Annotated in this window: 24 protein-coding genes; 9 read left to right on the top strand and 15 right to left on the bottom strand. The window is 63.7% G+C overall.

Translation table 11 applies throughout. From position 1 onward, the window contains the following. The first annotated feature begins 70 nt into the window (after window positions 1-70). Window positions 71-673 carry a TetR/AcrR family transcriptional regulator gene (locus tag FB464_RS00115; RefSeq protein ID WP_116415657.1) on the top strand — a complete coding sequence of 201 codons (603 nt, stop codon included), beginning with the start codon at window positions 71-73 and terminating at the stop codon, window positions 671-673. Between the two features lie 104 nt (window positions 674-777). Here FB464_RS00115 and FB464_RS00110 read toward each other — a convergent pair whose 3' ends face one another. The 4 genes from FB464_RS00110 to FB464_RS00100 all read right to left on the bottom strand — a co-directional run bounded on the left by FB464_RS00110 (window position 778) and on the right by FB464_RS00100 (window position 3,439). After that, a complete protein-coding gene (locus tag FB464_RS00110) occupies window positions 778-1,290 on the bottom strand; it encodes a hypothetical protein (protein ID WP_116415658.1) in 513 nt (170 codons plus the stop codon). Between the two features lie 43 nt (window positions 1,291-1,333). Then, window positions 1,334-2,311, bottom strand: a complete 978-nt coding sequence (locus FB464_RS00105) for a zinc-binding dehydrogenase (protein WP_116415659.1) — start codon at window positions 2,309-2,311, stop codon at window positions 1,334-1,336. 67 nt (window positions 2,312-2,378) lie between these two features. Beyond that, a complete protein-coding gene (locus FB464_RS20370) occupies window positions 2,379-2,513 on the bottom strand; it encodes a hypothetical protein (protein ID WP_281279716.1) in 135 nt (44 codons plus the stop codon). Between the two features lie 32 nt (window positions 2,514-2,545). Continuing rightward, window positions 2,546-3,439: an alpha/beta fold hydrolase gene (locus FB464_RS00100; protein ID WP_116415660.1), complete on the bottom strand. Its 894-nt coding sequence runs from the start codon at window positions 3,437-3,439 to the stop codon at window positions 2,546-2,548. A gap of 153 nt (window positions 3,440-3,592) precedes the next feature. On the opposite strand from FB464_RS00100, the gene FB464_RS00095 reads away from it, so the two are divergent. The 8 genes from FB464_RS00095 (at window position 3,593) to FB464_RS00060 (ending at window position 10,258) form a co-directional block, all read left to right on the top strand. Beyond that, window positions 3,593-4,096 (top strand): winged helix-turn-helix transcriptional regulator, encoded by a 504-nt coding sequence (locus FB464_RS00095; RefSeq protein ID WP_116415661.1) that lies wholly within the window; start codon window positions 3,593-3,595, stop codon window positions 4,094-4,096. Window positions 4,097-4,133: 37 nt separating this feature from the next. Then, window positions 4,134-5,339 (top strand): MFS transporter, encoded by a 1,206-nt coding sequence (locus FB464_RS00090; RefSeq protein WP_116415662.1) that lies wholly within the window; start codon window positions 4,134-4,136, stop codon window positions 5,337-5,339. Between the two features lie 382 nt (window positions 5,340-5,721). Beyond that, on the top strand, window positions 5,722-6,204 hold the full coding sequence (locus FB464_RS00085) for a tetratricopeptide repeat protein (RefSeq protein WP_142206565.1): 483 nt from the start codon (window positions 5,722-5,724) through the stop codon (window positions 6,202-6,204). Between the two features lie 162 nt (window positions 6,205-6,366). Beyond that, window positions 6,367-7,014, top strand: a complete 648-nt coding sequence (locus FB464_RS00080) for a hypothetical protein (protein ID WP_116415664.1) — start codon at window positions 6,367-6,369, stop codon at window positions 7,012-7,014. 343 nt (window positions 7,015-7,357) lie between these two features. Continuing rightward, window positions 7,358-8,095 carry a DUF4214 domain-containing protein gene (locus FB464_RS00075; protein ID WP_170151963.1) on the top strand — a complete coding sequence of 246 codons (738 nt, stop codon included), beginning with the start codon at window positions 7,358-7,360 and terminating at the stop codon, window positions 8,093-8,095. A 193-nt stretch (window positions 8,096-8,288) separates the two neighbouring features. Continuing rightward, on the top strand, window positions 8,289-8,729 hold the full coding sequence (locus tag FB464_RS00070; RefSeq protein ID WP_116415666.1) for an SRPBCC family protein: 441 nt from the start codon (window positions 8,289-8,291) through the stop codon (window positions 8,727-8,729). 141 nt (window positions 8,730-8,870) lie between these two features. Continuing rightward, entirely contained in the window at window positions 8,871-9,410 is a 540-nt protein-coding gene (locus FB464_RS00065) for a GNAT family N-acetyltransferase (protein ID WP_116416694.1), read from the top strand. Next, window positions 9,407-10,258, top strand: a complete 852-nt coding sequence (locus tag FB464_RS00060; RefSeq protein ID WP_116415667.1) for a pentapeptide repeat-containing protein — start codon at window positions 9,407-9,409, stop codon at window positions 10,256-10,258. The genes FB464_RS00065 and FB464_RS00060 overlap by 4 nt, the downstream gene beginning before the upstream one ends. A gap of 26 nt (window positions 10,259-10,284) precedes the next feature. Here the strand turns inward: FB464_RS00060 and FB464_RS00055 are convergent, their stop codons facing one another. The 11 genes from FB464_RS00055 to FB464_RS00005 form a co-directional block, all read right to left on the bottom strand. Next, entirely contained in the window at window positions 10,285-11,949 is a 1,665-nt protein-coding gene (locus FB464_RS00055) for an FAD-dependent oxidoreductase (protein WP_116415668.1), read from the bottom strand. Window positions 11,950-11,991: 42 nt separating this feature from the next. Then, complete coding sequence (locus FB464_RS00050) at window positions 11,992-12,891, bottom strand: alpha/beta fold hydrolase (protein WP_116415669.1); 900 nt, start codon at window positions 12,889-12,891, stop codon at window positions 11,992-11,994. A 6-nt stretch (window positions 12,892-12,897) separates the two neighbouring features. Next, the gene (locus FB464_RS00045) at window positions 12,898-13,719 is read right to left on the bottom strand and encodes an alpha/beta fold hydrolase (RefSeq protein WP_116415670.1); all 822 of its coding nucleotides are present in this window, start codon (window positions 13,717-13,719) and stop codon (window positions 12,898-12,900) included. A gap of 49 nt (window positions 13,720-13,768) precedes the next feature. Beyond that, window positions 13,769-14,341 carry a carbonic anhydrase gene (locus FB464_RS00040; RefSeq protein ID WP_116415671.1) on the bottom strand — a complete coding sequence of 191 codons (573 nt, stop codon included), beginning with the start codon at window positions 14,339-14,341 and terminating at the stop codon, window positions 13,769-13,771. Beyond that, a complete protein-coding gene (locus FB464_RS00035; protein ID WP_116415672.1) occupies window positions 14,328-14,921 on the bottom strand; it encodes a DUF302 domain-containing protein in 594 nt (197 codons plus the stop codon). Before FB464_RS00035 ends, FB464_RS00040 begins: the two co-directional genes overlap by 14 nt. After that, window positions 14,918-15,931, bottom strand: a complete 1,014-nt coding sequence (locus tag FB464_RS00030) for an SLAC1 family transporter (protein ID WP_116415673.1) — start codon at window positions 15,929-15,931, stop codon at window positions 14,918-14,920. Before FB464_RS00030 ends, FB464_RS00035 begins: the two co-directional genes overlap by 4 nt. 25 nt (window positions 15,932-15,956) lie before the next feature. Continuing rightward, entirely contained in the window at window positions 15,957-16,688 is a 732-nt protein-coding gene (locus tag FB464_RS00025) for an alpha/beta fold hydrolase (RefSeq protein ID WP_116415674.1), read from the bottom strand. A 148-nt stretch (window positions 16,689-16,836) separates the two neighbouring features. After that, window positions 16,837-17,208 (bottom strand): cupin domain-containing protein, encoded by a 372-nt coding sequence (locus tag FB464_RS00020; protein ID WP_170151964.1) that lies wholly within the window; start codon window positions 17,206-17,208, stop codon window positions 16,837-16,839. A gap of 127 nt (window positions 17,209-17,335) precedes the next feature. Continuing rightward, a complete protein-coding gene (locus FB464_RS00015) occupies window positions 17,336-17,935 on the bottom strand; it encodes a TetR family transcriptional regulator (protein WP_116415676.1) in 600 nt (199 codons plus the stop codon). Between the two features lie 27 nt (window positions 17,936-17,962). Further along, window positions 17,963-18,862, bottom strand: a complete 900-nt coding sequence (locus tag FB464_RS00010) for an NmrA family NAD(P)-binding protein (RefSeq protein ID WP_116415677.1) — start codon at window positions 18,860-18,862, stop codon at window positions 17,963-17,965. Then, window positions 18,859-19,748 (bottom strand): LysR family transcriptional regulator (locus FB464_RS00005; RefSeq protein WP_142206564.1); only part of this gene is annotated, 890 nt, incomplete at its 5' end. The genes FB464_RS00005 and FB464_RS00010, both read right to left, overlap by 4 nt.

Below are 19,748 nucleotides of genomic sequence, written 5' to 3'. Positions count from 1 at the left end.
GAATGCTTCCACTCTGCGGGCAGATAATCAATACTCAGTGTCGATAATCGGTGGGAGATAGGGTCGATCCATGTCAGAAGAGCCGCAAAAACGAGGGCGAGGCCGTCCGCGGGCTGCGAGCGAGACGGCTATCGCCGCTGTGGGCCTTCGTCTGATCCTCGAGAACGGGTTCGATGAGACGACCATGGACGACATCGCTGCTGCTGCGGGGATCAGTCGGCCGACCCTGTTCCGATGGTTCCCCTCGAAGAGCAGCCTCGTCTGGCATGGTTCACAGCGCGATGCCTCGTGGCTTCGCGAGAAGCTCTCCGCTGCGCCACCCGACCGAGGCACGATGGACGTTCTCTGCGACGTGCTCCCCGAGCTGATCCACTCCGACGACTCGGAGCTGACGCTGCTGCGATCCCAGGTGACGGTCATCACGTCGATCCCAGCCGTTCAAGGCCACACCGACGAGAAGATGGCGGAATTCACTCTCATCGTCGCCGAATTCGTAGCCGGGCGGCTGGGACTCCAAGCGGACGACTTGCTGCCCCAGGTCGCCTCACGAACCGTGTGGGCAGCGAGCTGGACAGCGCTGGCGCTCTGGGCGGCGAGCGACGACGATCACCCCGAGCCCTGGCTGAGCCGCGCGTTCGAGGGCCTTCGTCGAGGTTTCAGAACGGAGCCCTGAGGCCCGTTCTGCGATCGACACCGTTCGGAAACCCCGCGCTGATCAATCACGCTCGCGTCGGCGAAGCAGTCGACCGCATGGTTGAGGGGGCCGGCCATGCGGAATCACGCCTGGAAGCCGTGGTCGTGCCAGTAGCCCGCGTTGTCGCTGGTTCGTCGAAGAATACTGTCAGGCTCGGGAGGCGCCGGCCACAAGTCGATCTGATATCTGTCGGGAGCTGGCTGCTCCACGGTTGCAAGATCTTGCGCCTTGCCGGCATCCATCTTCGACGCGGAGTACCGCAATCGATAGGTGGGGGCGGGCAGCTCGAAAAGCACGCTGGCATCAGCGGCCCATCCATAAAGCCCAGCTGTCCTGCCGACCGGGGTGAAGGTGGCCTCTACGATCTCCTCCCAGCCGCCTGACGGCGGAGGCGCCGTGAGAATCATGACTCGCACCGGAACCAGTCCCGTGTGAGTCCCGGTGACCAGAAATGCAGAGCCCGCCTGCGCCGTACCGCACAGACCGTTCACCTGACCGCGGAACAAATCCGTCGGGTCTCCCTGCTCTGGCCCCTCGCTGAGCAACCACAACTGCGAATACGACGTCCACACCAAATCATCGAATATGAGCCCCATGGACTCGATCCTGCCATCCAGAGACGCCCAGAACTCGATGGGGTCAGGGGCGCAGCAGGATCTTGCCGGCGCGACCCGGAGTGAAGTTCGCAGCCGCGGCCTGGCGGGCATCGTCGAACGAGTAGGTCGCCTCGACGGGGAGGGTGATCGTGGCGTCCTGGATCCTGCGCACCAGCTCCGACAGAAGCGCACCGCGCTGAGCAGCCGACATACTCGTGCTGACCGCGCTGCCCCAGAACCCTTTGACCGTGGCCTGCTTGAAGATCACGTCGCCCGAGCGGATCTCCATCACGGGCGACTGCATCGCACCGAACACGACGAGGGTGCCGTTCTCGCTGAGCAGCGACAGCACCTCGCCACTCGCCGGACCACCGACTGAGTCGACACCGGCCAGGATCCGGTCGTCGCCCACAATCGCCTTGACGCGGTCGCGCCAGTCGGCCGAATCCGTCGCGACGACGTTGCCGATGCCCTGGGCCGCCAGCTCGTCGACGCCCTCGGCGCGTCGCACAAGGCCGACCACGTTGATGCCGCGGGCGGCTCCGAGTTGCGCGACCAGGCGGCCGACGGCACCGTTGGCGGCGTTCTGCACGAGCCAGTCACCCTCGGCGAGGTCGAGTGACTCGAGCAGGCTGATGGCGCTGAACGGCATGGAGACGAGCTGCGCGGCGACCTCGTCGGAGATGTCGTCCGAAACGGGCAGGAGTGCCTGAGCCTTGGCGACGAAGTACTCGGCCCATACGCCGAAGGTGCCGCCGGTCGCGACGCGCTGGCCGATCTCGACGCCGGTGACGCCCTCGCCGAGCGCATCGATGAAGCCGACGGCCTCGGTTCCGGTGCGGGCCGGGAGCTCGGGCTTGAAGCCGTAGGTGCCGCGGATCGTCCAGAGGTCGTGGTTGTGGATCGGAGACAGGAGCGTTCGGACGCGCACCTCTCCGGGGCCGGGATCAGGCGTCGGGACCTCTTCGACCGAGAGGATCTCGGAGGGCTCTCCGAAGGTGGAGTGCATAACAGCGCGCATGGCGATCTCGGCTTTCTCTGGAATGTTCGTGGAACGGGTGGAACGGTGAGGCGGGTGGCTTGACGGCTCAGATCGATCGGTAGTTGGTGCGCCGGCGGCTCAGACGGCCAGCGCGAGTCGTCGTCGCGAGGAACAGGTTGTAGAACCACCGGTTCATAGCGGGCTGCGCCGTCGCCTCGACCACGTCTGACACAGAGAGCATGACGACCTCAGTAATGTAAACCGATCATTTCACTAAACCGGTCGAGTATCTATCACCGGGCCGGTGGCGAATGCGACGGCGAGACTGCTGACGGTCGCCGGGTCTTCGATCTGAGGGAAGTGTCCGAGGTCGGGCCAGCGGGTCACGTCGGCCCGGGGGTTGAGTTTGAGGATGGCGTCGAGGACGGGTTGGCCCGAGATGCGGTCCTGTCCTCCCCAGCCGACCGCAAGGCGGCCCGGCCAGTCACGGATGGCGCCTTCCCAACGATCGGCGAGTTGGACCCGTTCTCGGTTGAAGTAGCTGAGCCTGTCGATGATCTTGTCTCCGCCATGGAAGGCCAGCAGCGACCATTGGTCATCGCCTTCCTGCTCGGTGAGCGGGTGCGTGGAAGAGAATGCCCCGGCGAGCTGCTTCCGGATGACCTTTTCTGAGACCAATCGTGCAACAAGAGGCCCCAATCGTCCGCGGAGGAGCTTCTGCGCTGCGGTCAGGTTCGCTTCACCGATGATGACGGAACTGTTGGTCATCATCACCCCGTTCAGGGTGAAAGTGAGAGCGCCGTCGATGTCGCGAGCCATCAGTTCGGTGGCGACGGAGTCACCCAGGTCGTGGGCGATGAGCAGAGCGGGCCGGCCAGCGATGAGTTCCTCAGCGACGTCGGCCTGAGTCTGAAGGGAGTAGACGACATCGGTGGGTTTGTCGGAGAGGCCAAAGCCGAGGAAGTCGAACGTGAGCACAGATAAGCCTGTCGCCTCGAGGGCCGGGAGGATGCCTCGCCAGTCGTAGCTGCTGGACGGATAGCCGTGCAGCAGCACCACGAGCGGGCCATCGCCGCCGCCACGGTGCACGAAGATCTGACGTTCGTTGACGGTCTCGTAGTTGCCGGAGGCCGCCCACGCGGCGACTCGCTTCGTCAGGCCGCTCATGCGGCGCCGGAGGCAAGATGGTAGTGGGGCATGGATATTCCTTCCATCGAGTGAGTTGCATTAAGCAACTGCCATAGACTGTAAGTGAGTTGCATGATAAAACGCAAGTCGTCGCACGGCGGGAGCGACGGTCGACACCCACCTGGAGGACTTATGAAGCGCACAGATACGTCGGCTTGGCCGTGCACCATCGCCCGCGCCAGCGTCATCTTCGGCGACGCCTGGAATGTCTTGATCCTTCGGGAGGCTTTCTATGGCAACCAGCGGTTCGATCGATTGCAGGAGGCGCTCGACATCGGCCGAAACATCCTGACGGATCGGCTCAAGACGCTTGTCGAAGAAGGTCTCCTCGAGCGGGCCGCGTACCAGGACCACCCCGCCCGGTACGAGTATCTGCTGACACAGAAAGGCCGGGACACCTATCCCGTGCTGCTCGCCATGGCGACCTGGGGTCGCGCTCACGCTCTCAGCCCAGACGAAGACCCGCTGATCTTCGAGCACGACACCTGCGGCCACGACTTCGACGCCATGGTCGCCTGCTCCCATTGCAAGCAGCAGGTCCATCTCGAAGACATCAGTTTCCGTCGAGGGCCGGGGTACCCCGGCTACCGCCCCGACGATGCACCCTCATCCACTCGTCTCAGCGCGCCTCGGTAATCCCGGTCTCTCTGAGCAGGGCACCAGACTGGCTTGTATGACAAGCTCGTCCTACCCGGTGGTTTCCGTTCTGCGAACCAGGCACACCGGCTACCTGTTGATCACCTCCCTTCTGGGGAGGCTCCCCGGCGCGATGGCGGCCCTTGCGATCGTGCAGCTCGTCCGTTCGACGAGCGGGGACTTCGCGCTTGCCGGTCTGATCACAGCCGTCTACGTCGTCGCAGGCGCCGTGGGGCAGCCGCTCCTCAGCAGACTCATCGACGGATTCGGCCAGGTCACTGTTCTCGTCGTCAGCGGCATCCTGAGCTTCCTGGCGTTCACCGGCATGGCGTTGACTCTCGACCCGGCGCCGGGAGCAGCGATAGCACTTGCCGCAGCCGCAGGAATCTTCACGCCGCCGCTCGAGCCGGCGCTTCGCGCACTGTGGCCGCGACTGGTGAGCCCCGGCCCCCCGCTGAAAGCGGCTTTCAGCCTGGACGCCGGAGCCCAGGAGATCATCTTCATCATCGGCCCCCTGCTGACCGTCGCCGGTATCGCCGTCTTCGGACCGGTCGGCAACCTGCTGTTCGCCGGCGGGCTCGGCCTGATCGGCGCGCTCGCCTTCAGCATCAACCCCGCCCCGCGAGCCGCGTCGACGAAGCGGCCCAGCAATGTCACCGCGCACAGCGGCGAGCAGTCCCCCATCCTCCTGCCCGCCGTCGCACGGGTCGCCGCCTTCACGTTCGGCATCGGCCTTCCCGTCGGAGCGCTCACCATCGTCGCCACCGCCTCCGAGGCGGCCCGGGCCGACCCCGGACTGGCCGGCTGGATCCTCGCTGTCAACGCCGTCGGCGCTCTGATCGGCGCAACTGTCGTCGGCATCCGGCCTCTCGGCTCCACTCCGGAACGCCTGCTGGCCCTGTGCGGCATCCTCCTCGCTGTCGGGTATCTCCCGCTCGCCGCCACAGCGCTTCCGGCCTTGGCCTATATCGTCGCCGCGGGAATCTCCGGGCTGATGCTCCCTCCGACGCTCGGCCAGGTCTTCGAACGGATCTCCGAGCTCAGCCCGCCCGCTGTTCTCACCGAGGCGAACGGCTGGGTCGTCAGCGCCATGACCCTCGGAGTCGGCGCCGGCACGCTCGTGGCAGGCGTGGTCGTCGGAGCCTCCGGCCCGTCGATGGTGATCTGGATCGTTGTCGGCGCATCCACACTCACGGCGCTCTTCTCGCTGATCGCTTTCCCAGGGAGGCCGCGCGTCGGTTGATCCCGGTAGGGGTCCGCTTCAGAAACACGGACAGAGAGAACGCCTTTGCGGTCGAGCCTGGCGTCTATCGCCGTCCCTACCCATTCGCTGTCAGATGCGAGAAGGTAAGTCATGAGGAAGTTCATGCGAGTCGCAGGACGTGTGGTCATCGCCACCGTCCGATTCTTTCGCCCGGGACCGCCCCTGACTTCAGCGGAATTCGCGCAGGAGGCCGAGCTGCAACGCATGCGTTCCAGTTTCACAGGCGGCTGACATCGTCCCGGTGGACGCCCGCCGCGGTAGGAGGATTGGGTGGGGGTTTTGAGATGGACGATCGGGATCTCGCGATGTTCCACCACGAGTGGAGCACGGGCGAGGGGAGTACGGCCGCGCACTTGCGCTGATGACTGAGGCGCTGCCGACGCTCGAAAGCGAAGATCGACTGTACGCGGTCGGGGTCGTGGGCTGTTGGAGGTGGCACTTCTTCACTGACGAAGGCGCGGAGACTCAGCTGCGAGAAGGTATGCGTTACTACGATTCGGCTTGGGCGTCCCTTGGACACCTGCTTGTCGCCACCGATCGGGCTGACCAGGGACACAGGACGTTCGTCGATGGGGTCGCGGCGGGCAACCTCATGTGCATGCTTCCGTTGGCCAACCGTCTTGCCGAGCAGGGTGACCGGGATGCTGCCGAACAGCTCTATCGGCGCGCGTTCCAGCTTGGCGACGCGTACTCAGCCTGGAACCTCTCGCTGCTCTTCGAGCGGGAAGGCCGCGAGGAGGAAGCAGCAAGCTGGCTGTGGAAGGCCGCGCAGGCCGGGGACGAAGATGCTGTTCGAGCATTAGCAGAGGATTCAGAAGTCGACGATACAGACGGAGTTGGCTAGGCGAGCCAGCCGGGGTGATTAAGTTCGCAAGCGTCCGACATTCGGCATACCGGCCGCTATCGACTGCTTTGCGCATGGACCAGTTCGGTCGAATCGGCCTTCACTGGTTGAGATGGCACTGTCGGAGATCGTGCACACTGGGAGCAGAAGGAGTATCTCCCGATGGTTCCGACGTCCAAGTCAAAGTCCCGCACCAGACAGGTCATTGGCGGCGCGTTCCTGGCAGTATTCGGGATCTTCATCGTGGTCAGAATAGGCCTGCTTTTCAAGGCCGATTCAGTCGAGAGCCTCGACGAATCTCAAGGAGCCTTCGTACTGGTGACCACAGTCGCGATCAGCGGGGTCATTTTCGCCGTCGTCATAGGCGTCTTCGCCGTGATCGGTCATCGCGCTAACGACCGCCGTGCGCGGGTGATCTCGGAGCGACCGGATGCTCTCGTCTTCACCTCTGACGTACGGCCTGGGCTCAGGCAGGCTCTGAGCGAGCTGGGCTCGAGCCCGCCCTTGCTCCTGGTCTTCTACCTTGTCCGCGCAGACCGTGAGGGGGTACACCTCGGGTGGGGATACGGAAAACGATCAGACTACGTCTCAATACCCTGGAGTCACATCACCCACATCTCACGGGTGCAGATCATGGCTGGAGTACGACCCCTTTCGAGGATCGTGTTCACCATCGAAACTGATCAAGGCAGAGTCGTACTGCCGGTCGCGGTGAACAAAACAGGGTCCAGCGTCTACAACTTCGAGGGGGCACGTGTAGTTGAGGACTACATCGCGAGAATCAAGGAACTCAGCACCCGCTCTTCATAGATCCCGTCTGGCTCCTGTCACAGGTCTTATGCCGACTGTGACGAGCCAGTGGGGGTCGCCGGGCGAACTCGAAGACGTCGTCGTTCACTGAGCAATTTCACAGACTCTGCTCGCATCCTTCCTCCGTCGTTACGGTGGTGGGCGGGGAAGCCGAACAACGCGGCTGGGGCCGGCAAGGTCGGTCCGCAAGGGAGGAAAGTCGATGTCAACAGGCATGCATATCGCCAGAATCGTGGCGGGGGCCGTTCTCGCTACGGCATTGACCGCCACGATCGCACCATCAGCGCAAGCAGCGCCGGAAGTACGTGTCGTGTCGACTCGGGCCGCCTCGGAGTCAGCCTCAGTGCCGCAGTCTCAAGCGAAACAGGCCGCGGGCGTCAGCAGAGCATCCGCTGCGCCGCGGGCCGCCTTCATCACCGCTCTTTACGCCGACTTCCTGTCGCGCCAGCCCTCTGCCGACGATGTTGCCTTCTGGTCGGCAAAACTCGCGGCGGGCGCGCCCCGCAGCATCATCGCCGACGGGTTCGCCAACAGTGACGAATATCGCACCATCCGGATCGAGCAGGCCTACCAGACGGTGCTCGGTCGCGACGGAGAGCCGGCTGGCATCGCGAATTGGCTCGAAGCCATGCATCGCGGCGCTGTCACGAATGACGACATCGAAAAGGCACTGTTCGAATCCGACGAGTTCTACCTGCGCGCCGCAGCCCGGTACGGCATGAACCCGAATGACGGGTCGTTTCTCGACACGCTCTACGCGACGATCCTCGGTCGTGAGGCCATGGGCGGCGAAGGAGGGTTCTGGCTGACCGCGTCCTACGCCCAGATGATGTCGCAGAACTGGATGCACCCCGACCTCAACTCGACCAGGCCGTGGCTGACTGACCAGATCTACGGTTCGACTGAGGCCGCCCGCCGCCGGGTCACCACGATCTACGACCGGTTCCTCGCGCGATTCCCCGACGAGAGCGGACTGCAGCTCTGGGCGGCGGCGGACCTCAGCCGCGGGGATTCGGCCGTGCGGGCAGGCTTCACCGCAAGTGACGAGTACTACCAGCGCGCCTCCGCCCGCTTCGCCTAGACGAAGTTCCTTGGGACGGCGTCGCCAGCGCAGCGTGCGGGCGATTTTTGGACCACTGTGCGGAGTCCCCGTCCCGCATGACGAAGGGAGATCCCAGCTGATCTAATGGGACCATCAGATGTTCAGCCGCGACCGCTGTGACGATCTTCCGCTCGACGCTCCGCGTCTAGCGCCCAAGGGGAGAAGGTAGAGCGTGACCGTCACATTCGAATGCATCACTCAATCCACCCGGAGCGTGAGTGAGCTCTTCGACCGAGCAAAGGACATCGGCCTTCACGAACAGTCGCAAGCCGAAAGCGGCGAACGGGCATCGGGCGACGTCGTGGCCGGCCTGATTGGGCTCGATCAGGAAGTGACGTTCAGTGCGAAGCACCTAGGACTGCGCTTCGATCTGAAAAGCCGAGTGACCGAATTCGATGCTCCTGAGCGCTTTGTCGACGAGCAGGTCAACGGCCTTTTCAGATCGTTCCGTCACGAGCATCTCTTCGCCGCTAGTTCGTCAGGTACACAGATGACGGACCGCGTGACATTCACCGCACCGTTCGGACCGGCCGGCTGGATAGCGGAGCGGCTTGTTCTTGCCCGGTACCTCAGACGTCTGATCCGCAATCGGGGACTGTTCCTGGCAACGTAATCACGAGGTCCAAACATGTCGACTCTGTCTCTACCGAACTCGGCCGCATCAGACTGTTCGGTTCCGAAGCTGAGTTCCGCGCGATTGGCCCACGGAATGTGTTGCGCCAGCCATCAGATGCAGCGCGCTTACGCTGGCTATATGCCATGCCTCGTCCGCCCCGCCCAGCCGGCCGACTTCGAAGCCCTGGAAAGGATCGAGAACGAGGCCGACGAACTCCTGATCAACGAGCTCGCGCCCGATGATTGGGCTCCCGCGCCGACGGGTGCTGCACGCGCTTCCGAGCCCGGGTTCATTATGGTTGCCGAGCTCGACGATGGTCACATCGCCGGCTTCGTCCACGTTCTGGAAGTCGAGGGAGTCTGCCACGTGGAGCAACTCTCCGTGGCACCCCGGGATGCGCGGAGAGGTATCGGCCGGATGCTCGTCGAGGCCGCCAAACGTGAGGCGGGCATCCGCGGCTACAGCCGGATCTCGCTTCGAACTTTCGCGGACATCCCATGGAATGGTCCGTTCTACGCGAACGCGGGCTTTGTCGAGGAAGAGCCGACAACGCATTTCCACCGCTCACTCATCGGGGTCGAGGCCGAACGTGGCCTCGACCGTTACGGACGCCGGATACAGATGGTTGCCCAGCTCGCCTTCCCCGGGAACCACTCCAGAAAGACCGTTCACCCATGACCTCAACCGACCCTCCCGACGCGACCACCGACGACCGCGCGGCCCTTCGCGCCAACTGCGCGGACTGCTTCGCCCTCTGCTGCACAGCCTTCGGCTTCCAGAGATCCAGCGAGTTCCCGATCGACAAGCCAGCGGGCACGCCATGCCTGAATCTGGCAGACGATTTCTCCTGCTCCATCCACGAATCGCTGCCCGCACGAGGCTTTCGCGGATGCACCGTCTTCGACTGCTTCGGCGCGGGCCAGTATGTGTCGCAGAACCTCTTCGGCGGAACGAGCTGGAGGGAACGCCCTGACACGAGTGCCGAGATGTTCAGCACATTCGCTGTCGCCCGGCAGCTGCACGAGATGCTCTGGTACCTCGTCGAAGCAGCCGAACGAGCCTCTTCGACGGAGCTCTCAGCGCCCGTCGCCCAGCTCAGAGCCGAGATCCAGCGGATGCTCGACCGCGACACTGCCGAGATCCTCGCGTCTGACGCTGAGGCTGTCCGCGCGGATGTCCGGCACCTGTTGATCGCCGTGAGCGAGGAGGCGCGCGGCGGGTACGGCACGAGCGCCGACACTGACGCCGACGTGCATCCCTCGGCGGACCTTGCCGGTCGTGACCTCCGTGCGCGCCGGCTGTGCGGAGCCGATCTCCGCGGCGCCTACCTCATCGCCGCGGATCTCCGGCACGTCGACCTGGCGGGCGTCGATCTCCTCGGTGCGGACCTCCGCGACGCCCGGCTCGAAGGAGCGGACCTCTCGGAGGCACTGTTCCTCACGCAGGCGCAGGTCAATGCAGCTCGGGGCGACGGTGACACCGCTCTACCGGCTGCCCTCGATCTGCCGCGACACTGGCTCAGGTAGTCTCCTCCGCGCCAACGGCCGCGACGTCAGTTCTGTACACCGATCGCTGCATGCACGGAATGAACAGCACTGGCGCCTTCGCCCACGGCCGCTGCCACTCGTTTCATCGAACCGTGGCGTACATCACCCACAGCGAAGACAGTCGGGACGCTCGTTTCGAACGGGAGGGGCGCTCTGGCGAGTAGTTCGTAGGCCTCGGGTTGGAATTCGCCGCCTCGTGCTGGGGCATCAGTGAGGATGAAGCCGTCGTGATCCGTGCTGACCCCGGAGTCTGACAGCCATTCGGTGGCGGGCTCCGCGCCGATGAAACAGAAAAGCCCGTGGCATTCTCTCTCGATCGCGTGGTCGGTGACGCGATCGGTGAGAACAATCGACGAGAGCGAATCCGTTCCCGTGAGAAGGGTGACTTCGGTTGCGGGAAGTATGGTGATGAGTCGATGCGCCTTGAGTCTGTCGAGCAGGTACGCAGACATGGTGCTCGCGGGGTCCGATCTGCGCATGGCTATCGTCACGTGACTGCCACGTTCGGCGAGAAAGAGCGCTGCCTGGCCGGCGGAGTTTGCTCCACCGATGACGGTCACCGGTCTGTTGCCGCAGAGACGGGCTTCGATCTCTGTCGCCGCATAGTAGATGCCTGCGCCCTCGAGCCGCGCCCAGCCCTCCAGCGGAAGCCCCCGGTAGTGAGCGCCAGTCGCGATGATGACTGCTCGCGCGCGCACGACAGAATCGTCGTCGAGGAGCAGCTCCAGATGTTCGGCACTCGTGTCCAGCTTCACCACCCTGCACGGGCTGTACAGTCTTGCCCCGAACTTCTCGGCCTGAACCAAAGCTTTCGATGTCAGCTCAGTACCGCTGAGGCCCGAGGGGAAGCCGAGGTAGTTCTCGATTCGAGCGCTCGATGCTGCCTGCCCGCCAGTGCCCACTGAGTCGAGCAGGATGGTTGCCAGGCCCTCGGAAGCTCCGTACATCGCAGCCGCGAGGCCGGCCGGACCGGCGCCGACAACCGCGAGGTCGACGAGGCTGTCTGAGCCAGGTGGAACGGAAAGGCCGACATGTTGGGCCAGCTCCCCTGGCGTCGCGTTCTTGATGACGCGGTCTGGCAGAATCACCACAGGCAGCTGGTCAACGGTTGTCCGGGTGCTCCGGAGCAAGGAGAGACCGGTGACGCTCTCAGCGTCAAACCAGGTGTGCGCCAGCTGTTGTCGCGCTGCATAGGTGCGCAGAGCGAGGGACGGAGACGAGAACAGGGAACCGACCACCGTTATCGCTCGAGCGGCGCCGTTCCCCTGAAGTCGCTCACGACGTTCGATGAGTGCGCGCAGCAGAATGTCTGATATGTCAGGTTCGTCAGACATCACTCGGCGGAAGTCGCTCTGAGCGATGTGCAGGTAGAGGCCCGGCTTTGTGACACGGCCGGAAACAAAGATCCGCTGTCCGGTGAGGAGATTCAGTTCGCCAACGAATTCGCCCGGTCCGAAACGGGCCAGCACTTCTTCCGGAGCCCCGACCGTAGCGGCCTGCACGAGGTCGACTCCACCCTCAATGATGACGATGAGATCGGGAGACAGCTGCCCGGCGAGAAAGACCATGTCTCCCTCGCTCAGCGGTTGCTGAACACCATAGGCGGAGATGCGGAGCAGCTGCTCCGCGGTGAAGAGGGAATTGCCGCTGACACGGTCAGTGCTCGTCATGATCGGATCTTCCTCTGTTGCCCTCAGCAGGTCGTGCCTGGTTCAGATCTCGCACACCTGATCGGATTCGTTCGCCTCGTGGTGTTTGACGAAGATCCCAGCGAGTTCCCCGGGGCGTTCCCCCGGGATCCAATGGCTTGCGCCTTCGAGAATCTCCAACTCGTAGTGGCCGGTGACAAAGCGCCCCGCGAGTTCGGTACCGGTCCGACCGAGGAGCGTGTCGTGGTCGCCCCAGACGAACGTCGTCGGGACGGTGACTTTCCGTGTCATGGCCCACTGGTTGGAGACCAGCAGGCCTCGATACCAGTTGATACCGGAGGTGAGAGCGCCAGCGTCCACCACGTTGGTGTTGACCGCGGAGATGTCAGCGTCTCCCATTCCTGATTGCCTCAGGTGCCGGTCGAAAGAGCGCGGGAAGACGCGGAAGAGAAGTTCAGGGATGAGCGGCAGCTGGAACAGCAGGATGTAGTAGCTCTGAACGAGCTGCCTGCTCCGAAGATCAGCGATCGCGAGAAGATATGCCGCGTAGTGCGGCACGGATACCGCGGTGAGCGTATGGATGAGGTCTGGGCGAGCGGCGGCAACCGACCAGGCCAACAACGAACCCCAATCGTGCCCGATCAGATGAACACGGCTGCCGCCAGCGGCCGAGATGAGGGCGGCGACGTCGCTGACGATCCGTGATGAACGGTATCGCCAGCGACCTCTCGCTCTGGAGCTTGTCTCATAGCCGCGCAGAGTCGGCGCGAGAGTGCGGTAACCGGCATCGTTCAATGCGGCGGCCGCGGGTGTCCAGGCTTCCCCGGTCTGCGGGAAGCCATGGAGGAGGAGGATCACCTCGCCCTGGAGAGGCCCAGTGTCTCTGACCGTGAAGCGCAGACCTTCGTTTGTGAAGAAGGTGATGCGGGCGGTGCCCGGTTCGTCGGTTGCGTCAGCGGTCATCTGTGTCTACTTCCGCAGGAAGGCGAGGAGGTCGTTGTTGATCCGGTCTTGATGGGTGGCGGTCATCCCATGCGGCGCACCGGGATAGAAGATCGCTTCGGCGCCCGGAATCAGCAGGGCGGACTTGCGGCCCGCGTCGTCGATCGGCACGATCTGATCGTCTTCTCCATGCATCACCAGTGCCGGAACGTCGAACGCCTTCAGGTCGTCGGTGAAGTCGGTCTCAGAGAATGCCTTGATGCTCTCGTAGGCGTTCTTTGTGCCCGCTTGCATTCCCCAGAGCCAGAACTGCTGAAGGAGGCCCTCTGAAACGGTCGAGCCCTCCCGGTTGGCGCCGTAGAACGGCTGTGCGAGGTCTTTGTAGAATTGCGATCGGTCGGAAGCGACACCGGCGCGCAGCCCGTCGAAGACGTCGATGGGCAGGCCCTCAGGATTGGTGTCGCTCTGCAACATCACGGGTGGGACTGAAGAAATCAGTACTGCTTTCGCCACCCGTGACGTACCGTGCCGCCCGATGTACCTGGCGACCTCGCCGCCACCGGTCGAGTGGCCGACGAGGCTCGCCCCGGTGATGTCGAGCGCTTCGAGCACCGCTCCGAGGTCGTCGGCGTAGCCGTTCATGTCGTTGCCGCCGGAGGGCTGGCTCGAACGTCCGTGGCCGCGCCGGTCGTGCGCGATCACCCGGTAGCCCTCTCCGACCAGGAATTGCATCTGCCCGTCCCAGGCGTCGGCGCTGAGCGGCCATCCGTGAGAGAACGTGACGACCGGGCCTTCGCCCCAATCCTTGTAGTAGAGGTCGGTGCCGTCAGAAGTGGTGATGAAACTCATGCGCGTTCTCCTTCTTGTTGTGGGCGTCATGCGCCGGACGGTGCGCCGGTCACAGGGTCAGAGCGTCGTCGGGACCGGGGTGGCTCGGCATCCTGACCGTGGGAACGATCGTTGTCACCAGTCCTGTGTCCACGTCATAGACGTGACCTGACACAGAAATCCGCCTCGAGAGTTGTTCAGAGCGAAGCAGAGTGTCGACATCGGCCTTGACCGTCTGACGTGGGTCGACAACCGCTTCGTCGATCAGGTCCTCCTCGTGGAGACCGGCACGCTCAGAGAATTTCGAACGGAATTCGCGCTCAGCGAGGAAGCTGGTACCGCATTTGTTGTGATGGATGACAACGATCTCGAACAGCGGACTCGCGTCGGGTCTGAGCTTGGTTTCGGAGAGGTACGAGATCAGGGCAAGATCCGCAAGCACCGCGGGGGTGACCCTGCCGCCGGCGTTCCGGATGACCACCGCGTCGCCCAGCGAGATCTCGAAGAAGGCGGCGGGGTCGGTTCGAGGGTCGAGGCAGGTGATGACACAGATGTTCTCGGCCGGATAGATCGACAGGTCTGTGAAAGTGTCTGACGCGGCGAAGCGCTTGTTTGACAGAAGATACGGGTCAACGGACGGCATGAGTCTCTCTCGGGTCGTTGCTGGCGGCGTGGGTGGGCGGCTTGTGGGCGGCAGGCAGGGCCTCCGGAACCGGGAGGCCGATGCGTGCCAGGAGTTGTGCGACTTTGCCGTCAACCGCCTTTCCGACAGCCTCAATGTGCGGGTCGCCGAAAGAGCTGAAAGCACCGCTCGGCTGGTCTGTTGTGAAGTGAACGACACCGTCACTGTTCTCGGTGATGGTCATCCGGAGGGGGACGTAGTTCATCACCCGTGGGTCGTATCGGTACATGCGTTCTGCGACGGGAAAGTTGCCGATGAAGTAGAAGGTGCACTTCGAGTTGTTTCCGGCGACCGTCATGAGGGGCGTGACTGAGTCCTTCCAATACGTCAGCAGGCCGAGGGGCGAGTAGTTTTCAGCGAACTCGACGATCTCTGTCCACGAGGCACCCCGTTCGACCATGGCGGTGAGTTCGGGGGCGGGATAGTCCGGTACCGCGGTCTCGAACCGGGCGATGAGTTCGTCATAGGTGACGTTCGAGACGATGGACAGTCGGGTTGCGGTGAATGACTCTCCGAACGGGGTACCTGGGGGCTGGGTCACTGCGGTCTGCTTTCTGTACGAGGTTCTGCGATTTGGCGGCCGGTCGCGACATCCGGCTCGGGTGCAGGAATGCGTTTGCCTTTGATCGTCAGAACGATCGAGCCTGCTGCCACAAAGCACACAAAACCGGTGGCGATTGTCAGAAGCCCCCAGCTGACGGCAGCGGACCCGGGAAATGGGGTGATGCTGAGCCAGCGGATGCTGAAGTTCGTCACTGCGCCGACGGGGAAGGTGAAGGTCCAGAACGACAGCGAAAAGCGGATCTTCCTGTATTCGGGTATGAGGAGGAGTTGGAGGGCTGCGAGAACCACGACGATTCCGACGAACCCGTAGCCGACCTGATCCGGCGCATCCCCGTTCAGAAAGAGCCAGGCGGTCCCTCCGACCGCTGGCGGGGCCAGCAGGATGGCAAGGCCTGGCCTGACTCCTTCCGGGAGAGGGCCGCGGGTCATGAGCCTGCCAGTGATGACTGTGCCGATGACGAGCCAGAAGAAGAGCCCGGCGCCGAACGCGGCGGCAGCGCCCTGGGCCGAGTGCACGCTGCTGAGTCCGATGCTTGCGATGAAGGCGCCAGCGACCACGGGAAGGAAGTATCCGGGGTGCAGCTGGTCGATGTTGATTGTTCCGGTGAGCCAACGCCGAAGGAGTTGTGCCGCAACAGTGAGGAGTGCAGCGACGAGCACCCAGACGCACCAGACGGCAGCCGGCCCCAGGAACTGGCCGAAGTGAGTCATCAGGAGGATGCCGATGACGGGAAGAAAAGACGCCAACGGGCCGAAGATGGGGTGGTCGAGGTCGGACCTCAACCCGCCCATGATCCTGCTCTTCTGCCAGAGATAGAGACCTCCGAACAGAACCCACAGGATCGCCGCGATGCTCCACAGGGCACCGCTGACCCATTCGGGTGCCTGCAGGGCCGTTTCCGCTGCACTCCACGCACCGGCCAGGCCACAGGTCCCAAGTGGGATGGCGAGGGGTGCGAGGCCGATGCGTGGCAGTGTGCGAGACATGAGACGCCGGAGCGGCAATCCGTTCTTACTCGACAGACTTGGCCGCGGCGACGATGGTCCGTGTCACGTGCAACGGTTCGGCGAGCATCGACAGGTGGGGTGCCTTACCTTCTTCGACGGTGCCGCCGGCTCGTTTCGCCATGACATGCTGCTGGGCCGGGGGGAGCACGTTGTCACCTGTGCCGATGAAGAACCAGCTGGGGATCGTCTTCCACGCCGGTTCTCCGGAGAACGGGGTTCCGATGGCGGCGAGAGTCACGGGGCTCTGGCCTGCCGCCAGCACCTTCGCTTCGACGCTGGGCAGGCTGGCTGCGAAGATCTCGTGAAACTGGTCGACCTTGATGTAGCTGTCGTAGTCGCCCTGTGAGGCGTCCGCAGCGGGAAGAACGAAGTCGAAGACGGTGGTCGGGTCGGGGACGTTCAGGAGCGAGCCGGGAAGCGTGTTGGAGAGGGACTGGGTGCTATCTCCTGCGTTGGGAGCGTAGGCGTTGATGTAGACGAGCGCTTTGACGTCGCTGTGGGTGAGGGCTGCACCCGTGATGAGCATGCCGCCGTAGGAATGGGCCGCCAGGACGACCGGGCCTTTCGTCTTCTGAGCGAGGAAGTCGGCGACTGCCTTGGTGTCGCCGGCCAGCCCGCGGAGCGGGTTGGGGGCAACGAGAACGTTGTACCCCTCGACCTGGAGGGCCGCCGTCACAAGGGCGAACGACGAGCCGTCAGCCCAGGCGCCGTGAACTAAAACGATGGTTGGCTTCATGAAGTGTCCTTTTCGAGTTCAGGGCGCAGGCTGCTCCCCGTCTGATCAGTATGGGGAGGCGTTGCGGCTGCGTCTCATGCCGAATGCGCATAAGCCAGGGCTGTGTTCGACCATGTTGCATACTGCCTGGGAGACGGTCTCCGAGCGGTCACAGCGACCAGGGTGGAGCGAAGGTCTGCCCTGCTGCGGTGGCCGTGAAACCCACTGGACTGATGACCGTCGCCTGTGCCGCCGAGTCGGAATCGTTACCCAGTTCGACGGTCACGCCCGCCGTGAGGATGATGGCATCTCCGACCCCGGCGACGACCGTCTTGTCTCCGATCGTCCCCCACACCTGTCCAGCACCGACGATGACGATCTGTTCCCGGCTCACCGAGTGCAGACCGCTTGAACTGTTGGGGGGCAGGTCGACGAACCAGGTCGCGAGCTCGACGGATCCTCGCGAGGGAACTGCGAGGGATCGGATCCGGAGACTTCCGAGCTGAAATTCTGGTGCCCCAGTCAGGGTTGCGAGCGGCATGGGTGATTCGCCTTCGGATCTCGTTCGTGCGTTGTCGTTTTCCCAAGACTGCAACATCGCCTGCTGAGCTCCTTATCAGGAATACGCATCTCCGCATGCGTGACAGGCATGACTCAGGTCGAGCTCATCATGCGGCCGGTCGACCAGCAATGAGAGATTGGGTTGCTTCCAGCAACTCTGAAGCCAGTTCCTTGTCGGGCAGGGCCCGAGAGATGGCCGAGGCGCCGGCAAGCGCGGACAGGGTCGCGAGCACGAGCCTTCTTTTCTCGCGGTGTGATGCATCCGGGTCCTTGAGGGCTGTGAGGTGATCGACCAGCCCGTTCAGTCCGCGAGCGTAGGCGCGCCGCGTGGCGGACTCAGGAGTCTCGGTGGATGTCTCGCTGCTGAGTACCAGCACAGAGATGCCGAGCCGCGGGTCGCGGTTGTCTGGAGTGGAGAGGTAACGCGCGGCCATCGCCGCAAGTGTTGGACGGAGCTCATGGAAATGGGAGGAACTGACGGCGTCGACGGCGACTTTCTGTGTGTCGAAGGCGAGATCGACGACCTGGCTGAGGAAGTCATCCTTCGACGCGAAGTGGTTGTAGAAACCGCCCGACGTCAGACCCGCCGCCGCCATGGCTTTCGGGATGGTCAGACTCCCGGGATCGTGCTCTGCGATGAATTCGACGGCCGCTTTCAGCACTTCGGTTTTGTGCCGATCAGCGTCGGCTCGTGATGAGCGTGCCATCGCAGCCTCCGCTGTCGAAGTCGGCGATCACAGAGGCCCGTTCGCCTGAGCGAACCCGTCTCGATGGGATCGGGCGAATTCCTGGACGCTCATCGGCGCTGTGCCGGTGATGTCTTCGACAGTGTTGCTGTTTCCGGCGAGCTTCCCGCTGGTGAGGTCGTCGACGACAGCGCCGATGTGCTGTGCGAAAAAGGTCGACAGTCGCGGGATTGCGGTGACCGCAGCCTGGAAGTCTCTGATGGGTACGGGAACGTAGCGGATGGGCCTCCCGATCCCCTCACCGAGGGCAGCGGCTATCTGCTCGCCATTCATCACGGTGAGGCCGTTCAGGAAGTAGGTCTTTCCTGCGTGAGGTGACGGGTCGCTGAGGATCGCGGCGATCACCCTGCCCTGGTCGGCGGCGGCGAGCGGCGCGAACTGTCCATCGCCGAACGGGAGTGCCAGCACATCGTGATCGATGACTCCCTGTCGCGCGAAGTCGTAGAGGAGCCATTCCGCGAACAGTGTCGGCCGCAGATGCGTGACGGGCACACCCGACCAGTCGAAGACCCGCTCGGCGATCCAGTGGTCGCGGGCTGCGTGGCTGCCCGAATCCCGGCGGGCCGTTCTTTGCGAGAGGTTCACGATGGCCTGCACCCCTGTCTCGGTCGCAGCTTGGGCGAAGTAGGCTGTGGCGTCGATGAGGCCCGGCTGAACAGGGTAGACGAAGTATGCAGCGCTGACTCCGTCGAGGGCAGCGTGCACGCTGTCGATGTCGAGCAGATCCCCTTCGACGATCTGCGCACCGAGTTCTCTGAGCCTGTCTGCGCGTTCATCGTCGCGGTGTACGAGCGCACGGATGGTGTGTCCACCACCGCTCAGAGCTTGAACGGCGGCGAACCCGGTCGACCCGTTGGCCCCGGTGACAAGCAGAGTGGACACGCTCATGATTGATTCCTGATTCTGAGATGTTGTGGAGCACTGTGGGGGAATTCCGCGACCGCCAGCCGGAGAAAGAGAGACGTGGCGATCGAGTTCTCGCTGCGGTCACTCGCCAGTCCGATCGTGCGCGTGATCGGCTTGGGGGGCTCGATCACGCAGGCTCCGGCCGCCTGGGCGGCCAGAGCGACATTCCGCGGCACAACCGCCACTGCTCTACCGGCCAGCGCGATCGACACCAACAGCTCGGGATGATGCGTCTTTATGGTGGATGCCGGTTCGACGCCGACCATGTCGAACAATTGCTTTCCGGGTTGGTGCGGATGAAGCGATTCCGGGAGGTGCACGAGGGCTCGGCCTTCGACGATGGTCCTCGTCGCCATCTGGATTCCACCCGCCTTCTCGCCCCCACGGGGTGCATAGACTCCGAGGTAGTCGTCTTGGAACAGATTCGTCACGGTGAGGGTCTGCGACCTGACAGGTTGGTCGACGACCGCGAGATCGCACTTGCCTTCTTCGAGCGCAGACACTGCCGCTGCGGTGGATTCGGCCGAGGCGAATTCGACATCGACGAGGGGTCGGTCATCGTGGAAGCGGGCGATGAGCCGGCCGATCCGTTCCATTCCGGAGTTGGTGGCGGCGCTCAGTCGCAGGAGGGCAGGCGGCCTGTCTGGCACGGGGTGGAGCGCCCGGAGAACATCCTGTGCGTCGCGCAGCGCTCGTTCTGCCGGCTCGATCACGGCTTTTCCGGCCTCTGTCAGGAACACGCCTCGAGCCGTCCGGGTGAAGAGTTTGGCTTGGAGTTCTCGTTCGAGCAGTGCCACTCTTCTCGTCAGCGCCGGCTGGGAGATGAAGAGGGCCAGTGCTGCTGCTGAGAATGAACCGCAATCGTTGA

Origin of the sequence: Subtercola boreus (genome assembly GCF_006716115.1) — a bacterium.
Classification (GTDB): domain Bacteria; phylum Actinomycetota; class Actinomycetes; order Actinomycetales; family Microbacteriaceae; genus Subtercola; species Subtercola boreus.
This window is presented reverse-complemented; position numbering and strand designations above follow the sequence as displayed.

Bases quoted from the DNA above. Each gene is read 5' to 3' on its own strand.
- FB464_RS00115 (WP_116415657.1), top strand. From the start codon at position 71: ATGTCAGAAGAGCCGCAAAAACGAGGGCGAGGCCGTCCGCGGGCTGCG.
- FB464_RS00110 (WP_116415658.1), bottom strand. From the start codon at position 1,290: ATGGGGCTCATATTCGATGATTTGGTGTGGACGTCGTATTCGCAGTTG.
- FB464_RS00105 (WP_116415659.1), bottom strand. From the start codon at position 2,311: ATGCGCGCTGTTATGCACTCCACCTTCGGAGAGCCCTCCGAGATCCTC.
- FB464_RS20370 (WP_281279716.1), bottom strand. From the start codon at position 2,513: ATGCTCTCTGTGTCAGACGTGGTCGAGGCGACGGCGCAGCCCGCTATG.
- FB464_RS00100 (WP_116415660.1), bottom strand. From the start codon at position 3,439: ATGAGCGGCCTGACGAAGCGAGTCGCCGCGTGGGCGGCCTCCGGCAAC.
- FB464_RS00095 (WP_116415661.1), top strand. From the start codon at position 3,593: ATGAAGCGCACAGATACGTCGGCTTGGCCGTGCACCATCGCCCGCGCC.
- FB464_RS00090 (WP_116415662.1), top strand. From the start codon at position 4,134: ATGACAAGCTCGTCCTACCCGGTGGTTTCCGTTCTGCGAACCAGGCAC.
- FB464_RS00085 (WP_142206565.1), top strand. From the start codon at position 5,722: ATGACTGAGGCGCTGCCGACGCTCGAAAGCGAAGATCGACTGTACGCG.
- FB464_RS00080 (WP_116415664.1), top strand. From the start codon at position 6,367: ATGGTTCCGACGTCCAAGTCAAAGTCCCGCACCAGACAGGTCATTGGC.
- FB464_RS00065 (WP_116416694.1), top strand. From the start codon at position 8,871: ATGCCATGCCTCGTCCGCCCCGCCCAGCCGGCCGACTTCGAAGCCCTG.
- FB464_RS00060 (WP_116415667.1), top strand. From the start codon at position 9,407: ATGACCTCAACCGACCCTCCCGACGCGACCACCGACGACCGCGCGGCC.
- FB464_RS00055 (WP_116415668.1), bottom strand. From the start codon at position 11,949: ATGACGAGCACTGACCGTGTCAGCGGCAATTCCCTCTTCACCGCGGAG.
- FB464_RS00050 (WP_116415669.1), bottom strand. From the start codon at position 12,891: ATGACCGCTGACGCAACCGACGAACCGGGCACCGCCCGCATCACCTTC.
- FB464_RS00045 (WP_116415670.1), bottom strand. From the start codon at position 13,719: ATGAGTTTCATCACCACTTCTGACGGCACCGACCTCTACTACAAGGAT.
- FB464_RS00040 (WP_116415671.1), bottom strand. From the start codon at position 14,341: ATGCCGTCCGTTGACCCGTATCTTCTGTCAAACAAGCGCTTCGCCGCG.
- FB464_RS00030 (WP_116415673.1), bottom strand. From the start codon at position 15,931: ATGTCTCGCACACTGCCACGCATCGGCCTCGCACCCCTCGCCATCCCA.
- FB464_RS00025 (WP_116415674.1), bottom strand. From the start codon at position 16,688: ATGAAGCCAACCATCGTTTTAGTTCACGGCGCCTGGGCTGACGGCTCG.
- FB464_RS00020 (WP_170151964.1), bottom strand. From the start codon at position 17,208: ATGCCGCTCGCAACCCTGACTGGGGCACCAGAATTTCAGCTCGGAAGT.
- FB464_RS00015 (WP_116415676.1), bottom strand. From the start codon at position 17,935: ATGGCACGCTCATCACGAGCCGACGCTGATCGGCACAAAACCGAAGTG.
- FB464_RS00010 (WP_116415677.1), bottom strand. From the start codon at position 18,862: ATGAGCGTGTCCACTCTGCTTGTCACCGGGGCCAACGGGTCGACCGGG.